The organism is Halopseudomonas phragmitis (assembly GCF_002056295.1).
GTDB classification, from domain to species: domain Bacteria; phylum Pseudomonadota; class Gammaproteobacteria; order Pseudomonadales; family Pseudomonadaceae; genus Halopseudomonas; species Halopseudomonas phragmitis.
In genome coordinates this window covers 2,569,634-2,585,193 of the sequence record NZ_CP020100.1, presented here as the reverse complement: position 1 = coordinate 2,585,193, position 15,560 = coordinate 2,569,634, and the positions used below count along the sequence as shown (strand labels likewise).

Annotated in this window: 14 protein-coding genes; 9 read left to right on the top strand and 5 right to left on the bottom strand. The window is 60.8% G+C overall.

From position 1 onward, the window contains the following. Positions 1–173 precede the first annotated feature (173 nt). Positions 174–428 carry an Lpp/OprI family alanine-zipper lipoprotein gene (locus BVH74_RS11925; RefSeq protein ID WP_080050283.1) on the top strand — a complete coding sequence of 85 codons (255 nt, stop codon included), beginning with the start codon at positions 174–176 and terminating at the stop codon, positions 426–428. A 166-nt stretch (positions 429–594) separates the two neighbouring features. Here the strand turns inward: BVH74_RS11925 and BVH74_RS11920 are convergent, their stop codons facing one another. The 3 genes from BVH74_RS11920 to BVH74_RS11910 are packed head-to-tail and all read right to left on the bottom strand — an operon-like array spanning position 595 to position 2,530. Then, positions 595–1,554: a L,D-transpeptidase family protein gene (locus BVH74_RS11920; protein ID WP_080050282.1), complete on the bottom strand. Its 960-nt coding sequence runs from the start codon at positions 1,552–1,554 to the stop codon at positions 595–597. Between the two features lie 3 nt (positions 1,555–1,557). Continuing rightward, a complete protein-coding gene (locus BVH74_RS11915) occupies positions 1,558–1,848 on the bottom strand; it encodes a hypothetical protein (protein WP_080050281.1) in 291 nt (96 codons plus the stop codon). Between the two features lie 46 nt (positions 1,849–1,894). Further along, positions 1,895–2,530 (bottom strand): arylesterase, encoded by a 636-nt coding sequence (locus BVH74_RS11910; protein WP_080051715.1) that lies wholly within the window; start codon positions 2,528–2,530, stop codon positions 1,895–1,897. Positions 2,531–2,540: 10 nt separating this feature from the next. Between BVH74_RS11910 and BVH74_RS11905 the strand changes: the two genes are divergently transcribed. From BVH74_RS11905 to greB, 3 genes are read left to right on the top strand one after another with little or no spacing between them, the layout of a single operon-like run. Then, a complete protein-coding gene (locus tag BVH74_RS11905; protein ID WP_080050280.1) occupies positions 2,541–3,221 on the top strand; it encodes an ABC transporter ATP-binding protein in 681 nt (226 codons plus the stop codon). Continuing rightward, positions 3,218–5,719, top strand: a complete 2,502-nt coding sequence (locus BVH74_RS11900; protein ID WP_080050279.1) for an ABC transporter permease — start codon at positions 3,218–3,220, stop codon at positions 5,717–5,719. Before BVH74_RS11905 ends, BVH74_RS11900 begins: the two co-directional genes overlap by 4 nt. Beyond that, positions 5,720–6,214, top strand: a complete 495-nt coding sequence (greB, locus tag BVH74_RS11895) for a transcription elongation factor GreB (protein WP_080050278.1) — start codon at positions 5,720–5,722, stop codon at positions 6,212–6,214. 261 nt (positions 6,215–6,475) lie between these two features. Here the strand turns inward: greB and BVH74_RS11890 are convergent, their stop codons facing one another. Further along, a complete protein-coding gene (locus BVH74_RS11890) occupies positions 6,476–7,408 on the bottom strand; it encodes a glutathione S-transferase family protein (protein ID WP_080050277.1) in 933 nt (310 codons plus the stop codon). Between the two features lie 141 nt (positions 7,409–7,549). On the opposite strand from BVH74_RS11890, the gene BVH74_RS11885 reads away from it, so the two are divergent. The 4 genes from BVH74_RS11885 (at position 7,550) to dacB (ending at position 12,801) form a co-directional block, all read left to right on the top strand. Next, complete coding sequence (locus BVH74_RS11885) at positions 7,550–9,262, top strand: DEAD/DEAH box helicase (protein WP_080050276.1); 1,713 nt, start codon at positions 7,550–7,552, stop codon at positions 9,260–9,262. A 5-nt stretch (positions 9,263–9,267) separates the two neighbouring features. Beyond that, positions 9,268–10,068: a TatD family hydrolase gene (locus tag BVH74_RS11880; protein WP_080050275.1), complete on the top strand. Its 801-nt coding sequence runs from the start codon at positions 9,268–9,270 to the stop codon at positions 10,066–10,068. A 45-nt stretch (positions 10,069–10,113) separates the two neighbouring features. After that, positions 10,114–11,256, top strand: coding sequence for a PDC sensor domain-containing protein (locus BVH74_RS11875; protein WP_080050274.1), 1,143 nt, complete (start codon positions 10,114–10,116; stop codon positions 11,254–11,256). Between the two features lie 63 nt (positions 11,257–11,319). Beyond that, a complete protein-coding gene (gene dacB / locus BVH74_RS11870) occupies positions 11,320–12,801 on the top strand; it encodes a D-alanyl-D-alanine carboxypeptidase/D-alanyl-D-alanine endopeptidase (RefSeq protein ID WP_080050273.1) in 1,482 nt (493 codons plus the stop codon). 33 nt (positions 12,802–12,834) lie between these two features. On the opposite strand, the gene rlmKL is transcribed toward dacB, so the two are convergent. Further along, entirely contained in the window at positions 12,835–15,012 is a 2,178-nt protein-coding gene (gene rlmKL / locus BVH74_RS11865; RefSeq protein WP_080050272.1) for a bifunctional 23S rRNA (guanine(2069)-N(7))-methyltransferase RlmK/23S rRNA (guanine(2445)-N(2))-methyltransferase RlmL, read from the bottom strand. 256 nt (positions 15,013–15,268) lie between these two features. On the opposite strand from rlmKL, the gene rmf reads away from it, so the two are divergent. Further along, entirely contained in the window at positions 15,269–15,484 is a 216-nt protein-coding gene (gene rmf / locus BVH74_RS11860; RefSeq protein WP_080050271.1) for a ribosome modulation factor, read from the top strand. Positions 15,485–15,560 lie beyond the last annotated feature (76 nt).

Here is a 15,560-nt window from a genome sequence, read left to right as displayed (position 1 = left end):
GCCAGAACAAACACCTGCAACAGGGAATTAAAATTGCTGAATACCCTCTAACACGCTGGTTTATGACTTATGACAACACCATAGTCAAAAACCAGTGCTAGTATTGTTGATGCTAACGGGGAGCGTTCAATAGAACCGACCCAACGCAAGGACTCATCGAGAAGGGGAAAACCATGAAAACTGCACTGCAATTGTCCGCCGTTGCCCTGGCCGCGCTTTTGGCTGTCGGCTGCAGCAACACCCAGCAACAGGAAACCAGCGCTCGTCTGACTGCCAACGAGAACGCCACAGCACGTGCTCAGGCTCGTGCCGATGAGGCCTATCGCAAGGCGGAAGAAGCACTGGCTGCCGCCCAGCGGGCTCAGCAAAGCGCTGACGAAGCCAATGAGCGGGCCATGCGCATGCTGGAGCGGACCAGCCGCAAGTAAGACCCTGAGGAAACTCTGATTAATTGCACAAAAGTCCAGCAGCCCGGTTGGCGCTGACCTGTTCTAGACTGTCGATGCCCTGGACGGGCATCGTCAAGCCCCCAAGGATGGGTTCACGGCGTGTCTAGAGCAGGTCAGTGACAACTGGGCCGACACCGAAACTGATTTAATCAGAGCTTCCTAAATACGCCTTTCCAGCCCACTCCGGTTGGAAAGGTGTACCTATTACGGCTGGCATGCCGTTTTCTGCATACACCAGATCACGGATCTGCCCCCAGTCCAGCCGATACCCCTCCACCTTGGCGCCCTGCGCAGCCAACAGACTCTGCATTGCTGCCTGGCGATCCAGCGTTGAAGGCATACCGTGCTCATCTAGTGGCGTATGCACCTCAAGGTACAGTTTGCCTTCGTGCACACCCAGCTTGAACGGTTGATTAACGATGGTTACCTGGGTACCTATCGGAATATGCGGGTAAAGCTCGGTAATGTCCGCATTGTTCATGCGAAAGCAGCCATGACTGACCCGCATACCGATACCAAACTGCTTGTTGGTGCCATGAATCACATAGGCTCCCATGGCCAGATTCATCTTGAACGGCCCCATGGGATTGTCCGGCCCCGGCGGCACTACCGCCGGCAAATATTCACCTTGTGCAGCATGCTCTTCACGAATCGACTGGGGCGGATACCAGGATGGATTGGCTTCCTTGCGCGCAACCCGGGTTTGGCCAATGGGTGAGGACCAACCCTCTCGACCGATACCCACCGGATAGGTCATGACTTTCTCGCCACCAGGCGGAAAATAATAAAGCCGGTATTCAGGCAGGTTGATGACAATCCCTTCACGCGGCGCATCAGGCAAGATGTGTTTACCTGGCATCACCACCTGCACCCCTTCGCCTGGCAGCCAGGGATCGATATCCGGATTGGCCGCCAACAGCTCCAGATAGCCGAAACCATACATTTCGCCAAGATCGGCAAAAGTATTCTCGAACCGTGCCTCGACACTGTAGATACGCCCGACCAGCTCCTGGCCCGGGGTCAGATCATAGCTGGTGGCCATCGCCGGAACAGCCAGCAGCAAGCTCAGCAAACCACCCAGCAGTCTAGTCCTGGATCCACTCATCGTTCAGCTTACTCCAACCCCACTCAGCTCTATCTGCATAGACAACCCCGACAGCTCAACATTCCGAGCGACCGGGCGTCGTACCTGATACTGCCCGCGCGCCATGGCCAGACACGCCGGGCACAGGCCCCGCAACGCTTGACGGGTTACTTCGCGATAGACCGGCCGTGATGGCAAAAGATCCCCGCACAAGGTTCGCTCCCGCGGCACATCCAGCCGCAGATTGATATCCACCAGGTGCACATGCCAGGGATTACTGACAAACAGATCCTGCTGCTCATCCTGCTCCACCATGCACCACCGCCTTGCCATCCAGGACAGCGTCACCTGGAGTTCCTCATCATTCAATATCCTCGGACCGTGATTGCAGCCATTGTTCAATGGCCGGCCAGGTATTATCCAGGATTATGGGCTGCGCCGCAGCGGTTGGGTGTATGCCATCAGCCTGCATCAAGCTGTCCTCGCCAGCCACCCCTTCCAGGACGAATGGTACCAGCGGCACCTCGTGGGCCTGACTGACATCGACGAAGACCTGTTCAAACGCCCGGGTGTAACGCACCCCATAATTGGGCGGAATGCGGATACCCAGCAGCAACGCATCAGCCCCGCTGCTCTGCACACTGCGCACCATACTGGAAAGATTCTGTTGCATATTGGCTGGAGGCAATCCACGCAAGCCGTCATTACCACCCAATTCGATCATTACCAGGGCCGGCTGATAGCGCTCCAGCAGGCTCGGCAAGCGGGCTAGCCCACCAGCCGTAGTGTCACCGCTGACCGAGGCATTGATCACCTCATAAGGATAGCCATGCTGATGCAAACGCTCCTGCAGCAGGCTGACCCAGCCCTGCTCAAGTTCCAGACCGAATGCGGCACTGATACTATCGCCAACAACCAACAGACTCTGTGCATTGGCCGGCAGCGCCAGCCAGCCGGCCAGGCACAGAGCCAGCCAGGATTTCCAGACAGTTTTCAAGGCAGATACCATGTCAGACAGCGTGATCGTTGCCAGCCACCTTAGCAAAGTCGTTCGTACCTCGGAAGCCGAGCTCACCATCCTCGACGACGTCAGTCTGCATATCGCCCGCGGCGCCAGTGTCGCCATCGTCGGGGCATCCGGCTCGGGCAAATCGACCCTGCTCAGCCTGCTGGCCGGGCTCGATCTGCCAAGCAACGGCGAAGTCGAACTGGCCGGCAAGCCGCTCAGCCAGCTCGACGAAGACCAACGTGCAGCGCTCAGGGCCGAGCATGTTGGCTTCGTATTCCAGTCCTTCCAGTTACTCGCCAGCCTGACCGCGCTGGAGAATGTCATGCTGCCGCTGGAGCTGCATGGCCGCAGCGACGCCCGCGAGCGGGCAGCCCAGCTACTCGAACGGGTTGGCCTGGGCCAGCGCCTGAGCCACTACCCGCGTCAGCTTTCCGGTGGTGAGCAGCAGCGCGTGGCGATTGCCCGCGCCTTCGCCAGTGAGCCGGACATCCTGTTCGCCGACGAGCCAACTGGCAACCTCGACGCCAAAACCGGCCAGCGCATTACCGACCTGCTGTTCGAGCTCAACCGTGAACAGGGCACCACCCTGATCATGGTCACCCACGATGCACGCCTGGCCGAGCGCTGCCAATACGCCCTGCATCTGGAAGCCGGCCGCTTGCTGGAGCAGGCCGCATGAGCCGAGAACATTCTGCTCAGCTGGCCAGCCGCCTGCTGGCCCGTGAATGGCGCGCCGGAGAGCTGCGGGTGCTGGTCCTGGCGCTGATCATCGCCGTTCTGGTCAGCACCGCGATCAGTTTCTTCACTGACCGCCTGCAACGCGGCATGGCCAGCCGCGCCGCCGAATTTCTCGGCGCCGACATGCTGATCTCATCTCGCGATCCGCTACCGCCACTGTACGCTGAGCAGGCCAGCAGCCGCGGCCTGGAATGGACCGAAGTGGTCGAATTCTCCAGCGTCATGGCCAGCGACAGCGACATGCAGCTCTCCAGTGTCAAAGCGGTGGGGCCCGGCTATCCATTGCGTGGCCAGGTCCGCATCAGTGACCGACTGTTTGGCCAGGAGCAGGTGGCTGAGCAGACGCCGGCCCCTGGCCAGCTCTGGGTCGAACCCCGACTGGTCAGCGTGCTTGGCGTGGATATTGGCGACACCCTGGAAGTCGGCCTGTCAGAACTGCGGATTGACGCATTGCTGACCCACGAACCCGATCGCGCCGGCGACTTCTACAGCCTGACACCACGGGTGCTGATGAACCTGGCTGACCTCGAGGCCACCGGCATCATCCAGCCCGGCAGCCGAGTACGCTATCGATTGCTGGTCAGCGGCCCGGAAACAGCCCTGGCCGATTATCGCCAGTGGTTACAACCACGCCTGAACGAGCACCAAAGGCTGGTGACCGTTGGTGACGACAACCGGCAGATCGGCAATGCGCTGGAACGCGCCAACCAGTTCCTCGGTTTGGCCAGTATTGCCGCAGTGGTACTGGTCGGGGTGGCGGTTGCGCTCTCGGCCAACCGCTTCGCCAGCCGCCACTTCGACACCAGCGCCCTGCTGCGCTGTCTGGGTGCCAGCCGCCGGCTGGTACTCAAGGTATTTCTGGTGCAACTGGCCTGGCTCGGCCTGCTGGCCACCCTGATCGGGCTGGCACTGGGCTGGCTGATGCAATGGGGGTTGGTGTACCTGCTGGCTGATTTGCTGCCTCCGGACATTCCCCGTCCCGGCCTGACGCCGCTCCTGATCGGTACCGCCACCGGGCTGGTCGGGCTGATCGGCTTCGCCCTGCCACCGCTGCTCAGACTCGGCCGAGTCTCGCCCCTGCGAGTTCTGCGCCGCGATCTGGCGCCACTACCGAGCAGCGGCTGGGTTATCTATGGCCTGGCCCTGGGCTCGCTGACGCTGTTGATGTGGCAATTTACCAGCAACCTGCCAATCACCCTGGCAGTTGTTTTTGGCGGAGCCCTGGCGTCTCTGCTGCTCGGCCTGCTGGCCTGGGCCCTGCTCAAGCAAACCGGCGCCCGGCTGCGCAACGCCAGCCTGGCCTGGCGTCTGGGTAGCGGGCAATTGCTCAAGCAGCCGACCACCGCAGCCGGGCAGATTCTGGCCTTCGGCCTGATCCTGATGTCCATGGTGGTTATCCTGATCCTGCGTACCGAACTGCTCGACACCTGGCAGGCCCAGTTGCCGGATGATGCCCCCAACCACTTCGCCCTGAACATTCTGCCCAGCGAAGCCGAGGCCTTTACCGCCAAACTGGAACAGATTGGCGCTCGCGCCGCCCCACTCTACCCGGTCAGCCCCGGCCGGCTGATCGAAGTCAACGGCCAACCGGTGCGTGATCTGGTCACCAAGGACAGCCAGGCCGAGCGCGCAATCAACCGCGACCTGAGCCTGACCTGGTCAGCTACCCTGGCCACTGACAACCGCCTGAGCGCAGGCCGCTGGTTCGACCAGTTGCCGGATGACCGTCACTGGGTTTCGGTCGAAGCCGGGCTGGCAGACAACCTTGGCGTCAGCCTGAACGATGACCTGACCTTCGTGATCGCCGGCCAGCAGATCCAGGCCCGGGTCGGTAGCATTCGGGAAGTCGAATGGGACAACTTCACCCCGAATTTCTTCATGATCTTTTCCCCCGGCACCCTCGACGGCATGCCCCTGACCCTGCTGACCAGCTTCAGCCTGCCAAGTACTGAACGCGAAGCTCTGCGCGATCTGGCACGGGCCTTTCCAGCCATGACCCTGCTTGAGGTCGAAGCCATACTGGCACAGATCCGCGACATCCTGGCCCAGGTCACGCTGGCCGTTGAATACGTCCTGCTGTTCGTCCTGCTGGCCGGCTTTACCGTTCTGTTCGCCGCCTTGCAGGCTACCCTGGATGAGCGTCTCTACGAAGGTGCACTGCTGCGCACCCTGGGCGCCGGCCGGCCACTGCTGCAAAAGGCCAATCGCCTGGAATTCGCCCTGCTGGGAGCGCTGGCTGGGTTACTGGCCATCGCCGCCGCCGAGCTGATCACCCTGCTGCTCTACCGCCAGGCACTGGATCTAAGCTGGAGTCCGCACTTTGGGCTATGGCTGCTGGTTCCGCTGACTGGAGCCTTACTGATTGGACTGGCTGGAGCCTGGGGCACCCGCCCGGTCGTAGAACAAAGTCCCATGCGCCTGATCAATCGGGGTGTCTGAATGAGCCGCTACCGCCCTCCCCGCAGCGCCGGAACCCCGCTGATCACCGCCGAAGGGGCCCAGCGCCTGCGCGATGAATTGCACGAGCTTTGGCATGTGCGGCGCCCGGCGGTCACCCAGGCGGTCAGCGAAGCCGCCGCGCTGGGCGATCGCTCGGAGAATGCCGAATATATCTACGGCAAGAAGATGCTGCGCGAGATCGACAGCCGAGTGCGGTTTTTGCGTAAACGTCTGGAAAACCTCAAGGTCGTTGATCAGCCGCCCAGCGACCCCAGCAAGGTTTTTTTCAGCGCCACGGTAGAGCTGGAAGATGAGGACGGCCAAAGCTTGACCGTACGCATTGTCGGGCCTGACGAAATCGACCCCAAGCGCCAACACATCAGCATCGACAGCCCCATGGCCCGAGCGCTACTAGGCAAAGCCCTGGACGACGAAGTGGTCGTCCAGGCCCCGGCAGGCGAGCGTTGCTACTGGATTGTCGCGATTCGCTATTAGGGTCTGTTGCCGTTTCATCGCAAACCGCGTTGCTGCGAAAAATGTCGCCAGGCCAGGCGTGGGACGCAGGGAATGGTTACTCCCTTGCCAAGTCCCACAACGACGCATGGCGACATTTTACGCGCAACCCGAAGGGCCGGGCCTGTTTTTGCGCGATGCCGCGTTACTCAATGCTTATTTGGCCCACCAAACCTCGCATTTCGCGCCTTGCCTCGCGCAAAAACAGGCTCCGGCGCGGTTGCGATGAAACGGCAACAGACCCTAGCTACGCCCATGCGGCAGAGTTAAATCCATTCCCTCGCCAAGCGGCACCACCCGGGTCGGGTTGATCATGCCGTGACTGTAGTAATAGTGCTGTTTGATGTGCCAGAAATCCACGGTCTCGGCCACGCCCGGCCACTGATACAGCTCCCGGGTATAGCCGGCCAGGTTCGGGTAGTCCTCGATCCGTCGAAGATTGCACTTGAAATGACCGTGGTATACCGGATCGAAACGCACCAGCGTGGTAAACAGCCGCCAGTCGGCCTCAGTCACCTGTGCGCCCGCCAGATAACGACGCTCACCAAGCAGCTGTTCAAGCCAGTCAAGTGCCGCGAACAGCGTACGGCAGGCCTGCTCATAGGCCTGTTGACTGGTAGCAAAGCCCGCCTTGTAAACACCATTGTTGATTTCGTCGTAAATACGCCGATTGAGCCTCTCGATCTCTTCGCGCAATGACTGCGGGTAATAATCGTCCGAGTTGCCGGTCAGGCTGTCGAACGCCGAGTTGAACAGACGAATGATCTCCGAAGACTCGTTGTTGACAATGGTGTCTTCCTGCCGATCCCACAGCACCGGGACCGTCACCCGCCCGCTGTAATCGGCTTTGGCCCGGGTATAGAGCTGATGATGGTGGGTATAACCGTGCAAAGGTTCCGGACTGTCGTAAACCCAGCCCTCATCCAGCATGTGCGGATGCACCACGCTGACCCCGATATGTGACTCCAACCCCTTGAGCTTGCGCATGATCAGAGTTCGATGAGCCCAGGGACAGGCGAGCGACACGTACAAGTGATAACGCCCGGAGTCTGGACTGAAACGCCCGCCAGGTTCAATGCTGTGACGGAACCCAGAATCCTCCCGGATGAAAGCTCCGTCGTTAGCTTCGGTGTCATACCACTCGTCGTACCAGGTACCTTCAACCAAGCGTCCCATGCGCAACTCCTTATGAACAATTGCTGCCGACAGGGTGGCAGCCAAGAGAGTTTTTTGCCGGCCGAGAAAAACCCTGCAGCAATCAGGCCAGAAAACACGTATACTACGCCATTATCATATCCCCCAAGGTTTACTTCTCGTATGTCCGATACCGCTCCGGCGGCGACGCAGTTTGCCGATCTCGGCTTGCCTGCAGCGCTTCTCGAGGCTCTCAACAGCCTCGGTTATGAAACCCCCTCCCCGATTCAGGCCGAGGCCATTCCGACCCTGCTCGAGGGTCATGACCTGCTCGGCCTGGCTCAAACCGGCACCGGCAAGACCGCAGCGTTCGCGTTGCCGGTACTGGCCGGCATCGACCCGAGCCTGCGAGCCACCCAGGCCCTGATTCTGACCCCAACCCGGGAGTTGGCCCTGCAGGTCGCTGAAGCGCTGCAGCGCTACGCCCAGAATCTGCGTGGTTTCTCGGTCCTGGCCCTGTACGGCGGCTCGGCCTTTGGCCCACAGTTCAAAGCGCTGGAACGCGGCGTACAGGTCGTGGTCGCGACGCCTGGTCGACTGACCGACCACTTGCGTCGTGGCAGCCTGAAACTTCAGCAACTGCGCTTTCTGGTGCTCGATGAAGCCGATGAAATGCTCAAGATGGGCTTTGCCGACGACCTTGAAGCGGTTTTCGATGAAGTCCCGGACAACACCCAGAAGGCCCTGTTCTCCGCGACAATGCCGCCCGGTGTGCGTAACGTAGCGCGCAATCATCTGCGCGACCCGAAAGAAATTCGCCTGCACAGCGGCGCCAAGAGCAGCCTGGAAACCATTACCCAGAAAGTCTGGGAAGTGGCCAACCACCACAAACTGGATGCCATGACCCGCCTGCTCGAAGTCGAGCCGGTTGAAGCCATGATCGTGTTCGTGCGAACCAAAACCGCCAGTCTGGAACTGGCCGAGCGCCTAGAAGCTCGCGGCTTTGCGGCCGCGGCGCTGAACGGCGATCTCAGCCAGCAACTGCGTGAACAGGTGGTCGACCGCCTCAAGCGCGGCCTGCTGGATATCGTGGTTGCCACCGATGTGGCCGCCCGCGGCCTGGACGTCGAGCGTATCACTCACGTGCTCAACTACGACCTGCCGCACGACAGCGAGTCCTATGTACACCGGATTGGCCGTACCGGCCGGGCTGGCCGCCAAGGCACCGCAATCTTGTTTGCCACCCCGCGCGAACGGCGTCTGCTGCATGTACTGGAGAAAGCCACCGGGCAGAAAATCGAGCCCCAGGCTTTACCCAGCGCCGATGCCGTACGCAGCGGCCGGCTGAACAAACTGGCAACCCGGCTGAACAGCGCCAGCGAGCAATCCGGCGCTCTGCACGAGCAACTGGTACATGACCTGCAGGAACTGACCAGCCTGGACGCCACCGAACTGGCCGCCTGCCTGCTGTCGATCCTGCCGGGCGCCAAAGCCCTGCTGGAGCCGGTTGCAGACCTGCCTACAGCACCTGCGCGCCGTGAACGTGACAGCCTGGCTGAACGCGACAGTGGCCTGGTGCGCTATAAGGTCCAGGGCGGACGCAGCAATGGCCTGCTACCAAAACCTCTGGTCGAGGCCCTGGTCAAGCATGCCGGCCTGCAGAAGAGCCAGATCGGCAACATCAAGCTGTTCAACGAGCATACTGCCGTCTACCTGCCGCAACTCGACAGCTCGACGCTCAACCGTCTGGCTGGCATTGAGATCAACGGCATGACTCTGCAGATCAAGGCCTGGCCGTTGCCGCCTGGCGAGACCGAGCATCGGCCACGGCACCACAAGCCGCGCCGCGACTTCGCCGGCAAGCAGCCCCCACGCAAGGGCAAGCCTCGCGGCTAATACCGATGGAATGGATCGATATCGGCGTCAATCTTACTGACGCCGCCTTCGACAAGGACCGGGACCAGGTGCTGGAACGCGCCTGGCAAGCCGGTATCAGTCAGATCCTGCTTACCGCCACCTCCCTAGAAAATTGCCATCAGGTTCAGCAACTGTGTGCCGAAGCGCCTCAGCGGCTGTTCTGCACCGCTGGCGTCCACCCGCATGACGCCCGCCACTGGCAAGCCCATTCCTGCACTGAACTACGCCAGCTCGCCCAGGCCGATTGTGTCAAGGCCATTGGTGAGTGCGGCCTGGACTTCAATCGCGATTTCTCCCCTCGCCCACAGCAGCGCAAGGCACTGGAAGACCAGCTCAGCCTTGCCGCCGAACTGGGCATGCCGGTGTTTCTGCATGAACGCGATGCCAGTCAGACCCTACGGGAAATACTTCGCGACTACCGTGACCAACTCCCGGCGACAGTAGTGCACTGTTTCACTGCCGACCGCACGGCGCTGTATGGCTATCTGGATCTGGACCTGCACATCGGCATCACCGGCTGGATCTGCGACGAGCGCCGTGGCACCCACCTGCATTCCCTGGTCGCCGATATTCCAGCCGGCCGGCTGATGCTGGAAACCGACGCTCCCTGGCTGCTTCCGCGGACACTCGCCAACAAGCCGAAAAGTCGGCGCAACGAGCCGGCCTGGCTGCTGGAAGTGGCCCGCACCGTCGCCGCCTGCCGCAGCGAATCACTGGAACAACTGGCCAAACATACCAGCGAAACCGCTCGCCAGTGCTTCAACCTGCCAACTCCCGACGCGTAGTCTATAGTCTGCTGGCACAGTGTCATCCTGCACTAAGGAAGCGGCATGCCAGAACCCACCCAATCGGAACGCCCAGCCTCAGCATTTCCCTGGCCAGCGCTACTGTTGGCCAGCACCCTGATCCTGATTACCGGGCTATTGCTGGCCCTGCTCCACTACCAGTTGCACAGCCGAGCCATGCTCAGCAGCGGCAATGCGCTGTTCAACCAGATCGCCAAGCAACTCCAGTACAGCTTGGCCGCCACCTATAACCCGCCCAGACGAGCACTGAACCTACTGGCGCTGGATGCACTGCCCGACACCGAAAACCTTGAGCAGCGCTTGACCCGAATCCCGATGCTGGCCCAGGTCCTGACCGACAATCCACAACTCAACTCGGTGTATATCGGCTGGGACAGCGGTGATTATCTGATGCTGCGACCGCTACCCAACGCGGCCAGCCGAGACCGCTTCAACGCCCCCCAGGCTGCCCACTGGATGGTCTGGCATATCGCTGCCGGGCAGTACCGGCGTCCGGTCGTCATCCATCTGTACCTGGATCAAACATTCAAGCTGCTTGAGAGCCAGCACCCGCCGCATGACGGCTTCGATCCCCGCACCAGACCCTGGTACGAGGCAGCCAAGGCCAGCGCCAATCAGATCATCACCACCCCTTACGTGTTCTTCTCCACCAACGAGTTCGGCACCACCATGGCCAGGCCTGCCGGTGACAACGCCGTACTCGGTGCCGACCTGACCCTGAGCCAGCTTTCCACGCTGCTCGCAGACCACCGCATGACCCCATCCAGTGAACTACTGATCTACGATACCGAAGGCACCGTAATCGCCTATCACGACGTACAGCGCATCATCAGCACCAGCCGCAGCGGCCCCTTGCGTCTGAAGCGTTTTAACGAACTGGGCAGCACTCTGCTGGCCGCTCTGGCTTTGGACGGCTATCAGATCGAACGACAGCAGCCTTTGACCTTGGAGGGGCGTCACTGGCAAGTCTTGCAGCAGCGCCTGCCAGTCAAGGATATACCCGACAGTTACCTGGCCATACTGGTCCCGGAAGATGAACTGCTGGCTGACGCCTACCGGATCCGCCGCCAAAGCGTGTTCGCCACTTTGCTACTGATGCTGGTGCTGGTACCACTGGTCTGGTTAGCGGCGCGACGCCGCTCTGGAACGCGTTCAGCCCTTGGCTGAGACAGGCTTTTGCGGGATGATGGGGCATTGTTAATGCCAACCAGCAGCGCTGTCGGAGCCTCTATGCCCCTCTTCAACAAACAACGTCTGTGCTGCCTGATCACTGTGCTGGGCATCTCGTTCGCAGCACCACTGTGGGCAGAATCCGGCGACCAGGGCCGCCTGCCCGGCCAGATCAGCACGGCACTGGCCAACGCCCAAATCCCTGCCAACGCTTTCGCCCTCGCGGTCATCCCGCTGGAGGGTCAGGGCATGCCACAGTTCGTCAATGCCGACCAGCCACTTAACCCGGCCTCGACTATGAAGCTGGTGACAACCTACGCTGCGCTGGAACTGCTTGGCCCAACCTATCAATGGCACACCGACCTGTACGGCACCGGCCCGATCAGCAACGGCGTACTGCAGGGGGATCTGGTTTTTCGCAGCAATGGCGACCCGAAGCTGACCATGGAGCGGATCTGGCTGATGCTGCGTGACCTGCGCGCCGCCGGAGTCCGTACTATCAGCGGCGATCTGGTGCTGCAACCAGCAGACCTGCGCTTCCCGGCCAACCCGGTGCGTTTTCAGGATGATGGCAACGATCCCAGCCGCCCGTTTCTGGTGGAACCCGATCCGCTGCTGAGCAACCTCAAACTGTTCACCCTCAGCACTTTTGGCGAGTCCGGCGGTGTGCGCACGCACCTGGAGCCAGCCCTGCCAGAGCTGCAGATCGACAATCAACTGAAGTTGCTGCCGGCGGTCCGTTCCTGCCCCTGGCCCAACATCACCTACGGACTGCAGGACCATGGCAGTCACGCCAGACTGACTCTGACTGGCAGCCTGCACCAGGGTTGCAGCGCGCAACGCTACCTGTCTGCGCTTGACGCCAGCACCTATACCGGCAGCCTGATTCGTACTCTATGGCAGGAAATGGGCGGCACCATCGCCGGAACCACACGGATTGGCCGCACTCCGGCCAATGCCCAACTGCTGGCACGCAGCTACTCACCGGATCTGGTCCAGGTGGTGCGCGACATCAACAAGTACAGCAACAACACCATGACCCGGCAGTTGTTTCTGACCATCGGTCGCGAACGGCGCAGCGCCAATGACGCTGACGACCACCAGGCCGCCACCCGGGCAATCAACCAATGGCTGAGCGGCAAGGGCATTCAACCCCGCGGCCTGGTACTGGATAATGGCTCTGGTCTGTCACGTATTGAACGCATGACTGCTCGTGATCTGGCCATGATGCTGGAGCAGGCCTGGCAAAGTCCCTTTGCTGCGGAGTTCATCGCATCCATGCCGCTGGCGGCCATGGACGGCACCATGCGTCGCCGCCTGCGCGGCACGCCAGTGGCCGGTGAAGCGCACATCAAGACCGGCTCGCTGCGCAATGTCCGGGCCATCGCTGGCATAACCCGTGATGCCAACGGCCAGTCCTGGGCCGTCGCTGCAATCATCAACCATGGCGCGGCAGGAGCAGGCCGCGAAGCGCTGGACCTAGTACTCAAGGACGTGCACCGCCGCGTGCCGACTGACGTCGCCAGCCACAAACAGCAGTGACCGTCAGGGCCTGTTGCCTGACCCGGTAACGGCTTAGCGCCGGGTCAGACGCCAGGTCCGATGAATCTTCGGATTACGCTGGAAGTCCCGATCCACGGTCTGTGCGGATATATCCTCGACCTGATAACGCTGCTCCAACTCCGGATCAAGCTTGAAACGACGGAAGTTGTTGGAGAAGTACAGCACCCCGCCTTTGGCCAAACGCGCCATGGCCATGTCCAGCAGGCGTACATGGTCACGCTGAACATCGAACACGTCATCCAGGCGCTTGGAGTTGGAGAAGGTCGGCGGATCAATGAAGATCAGGTCGTACTCAGCGCTATCCGCTTCCAGCCACTGCATCACATCGGCGCGCTCCAGGCGATGCAGATCAGACAAACCGTTCAGTGACAGGTTACGCCGCGCCCAATCCAGATAGGTCTTGGACAGATCGACACTAACCGTACTACGCGCGCCAGCGACCGCGACATGCACACTGGCCGTGGCGGTATAGCAGAACAGGTTGAGAAAACGCTTGCCCGCAGCCTCAGAGGCCAGCCGCAGGCGCATTGGCCGGTGATCAAGGAACAAGCCGGTATCCAGGTAGTCAGTCAGGTTGACCAGCAAACGGACCTGACCTTCACGCACCTCCAGAAACTGACCACGCTGATCCATGCGCTGGTACTGCTGCTTGCCTGCCTGACGCTGACGCTGCTTGAGCACAATCCGCTCAGGCGCCACTCCCAGCACCTGCGGCAAAGCCACCAGCACATCCTGAAGTCGGGCCTGAGCTTTATCTTCACTGATCGATGCAGGCGCTGCATATTCCTGCACATGCACCCACCCGTCGTACCAGTCGACAGCTACGGCAAATTCGGGCATATCGGCATCGTACAGACGGTAGCAGTCGATCCCCTGCTGACGCGCCCACTTGCCCAGCGTCTTGAGGTTTTTGCGCAACCGGTTGGCAAACATCTGCGCCGACTCACTGAGCCGCGCCTGGCTGGCTGGACTATCCTGGCTGACCGGAACATCGCTCTCCCCGGCTTTGCCGGTCAGATAGCTTTGCGTTTCGAGATTCATCAGCAGCAGCTTGCACGGCAAAGCCCCATTGAACAACGCATACTGCTTGTGGCTGCGAATACCCATACGCTTGCCAAGGTCCGGGTTGCCGGTAAAAATTGCCGCTTGCCAGCCTGGGCAACGCTCACGCAGCACCTCGCCGAGTTTCTGATACAGGTAAACCAGACTGGCGGTATCGCCCAAACGCTCTCCGTAGGGCGGATTGCACACCACCAGACCGGTTTGCCCCTGATCTGGATGCGGTTCAAAGCTGGCCAGCTCGCCCTGATAGACCTTGACCCACTCACCCAGACCGGCGCGCTGGATATTGTTGCGCAGCGGCTGCAACAGGCGCGGATCGGCCTCGTAGCCACGAATCCATAACGGTCGACGGCTCAGCCCCTGCTCGGCTCGGCCCCGAGCCCCATCCACCAGGCGCTGCCACAGCGCCGGAACATGTTGCTGCCAGCCACTGAACCCCCAGTGCTGGCGTTGCAGGTTGGGGGCGATGTCGGCGGCAATCAATGCGGCTTCGACCAGAAAGGTCCCTGAACCACACATGGGGTCGGCCAGCGCAGCACCCTGGCTGGCCAGTTCTGGCCAGCCAGCCCGGATCAGAATAGCCGCAGCCAGGTTTTCCTTGAGCGGCGCAGCTCCCTGTTGAAGGCGATAGCCCCGCTGGTGCAGGCTCTGCCCGGACAAATCCAGCGCCAACTGCACCTCTCCCCGGCGGCAATGCACATTGATTCGCAAATCCGGCTGTTTGCGGTCGACACTGGGGCGGCTGCCATCAGCCTGGCGCAACTGATCGACAATTGCGTCCTTAACCTTGAGTGCGCCGAAATGAGTATTGTCTACTCCCTGAAGCTGGCCACTGAAATCAATCGCCAGACTGCCGCTGACCGCCAGATGATCAGCCCAGTCGATCGCCTGAACACCCCGATACAGATCCTCTGCACTGGTCGCAGGAAAACGCGCTAACACCAACAACACACGGTTGGCCAAACGCGACCACAAACAGGTGCGATAGGCTTGCTCCAGCGTGCCTTCAACGCTGACCCCAGCCAGGGTTTCCTTCGTCGAGTCGATCCCCAAGGTATGCAGTTCGTCGAGCAGCAGACCCTCGATCCCCTTCGGGCAGGTTACAAAAAATTCAAGAGTCTCACGCATCCGGTTGATTTCCAGTGTTCTGTTACAGTTTTATGTCCTAACCCCACTAACCAGCTTTGGAGGTATGACGAATTGGTCTTTCGGAGCTACCGCCCTATAGGGTACAACAGCACCATGTCTTGAGCGTCGGTGTATCGAGAATCGGCCTGCTGGAATGGTTTGGCGATTCTCGGGTATTGGGAGGTTATCCCGGTACCAATACCCCGTGGCGGCCGTTTGTCGCACGGGTAGTTGAACCACACGAGGGCTTTACCATATGAGAAGACTCAAGCGTGATCCGATGGAACGAGCATTTCAGCGCGGTTATCAACATGGTGTTCAGGGCAAGTCCCGCGATTCCTGTCCTTTCAATACTCCCAGCGCCCGGCAGAACTGGATGAATGGCTGGCGTGAAGGTCGGGCCGATCATTGGGCCGGCTATACCGGTATTTCCGGTGTGCATCGATTAAACGAGATGCATGCCGTAGGCTGACCTCCCTATTCGACGATTTTCTCCCAAGGCGCTCTTCCACAGCGCCGGGCCCCAGCGGCCCAAGGCCCCCGCTCTG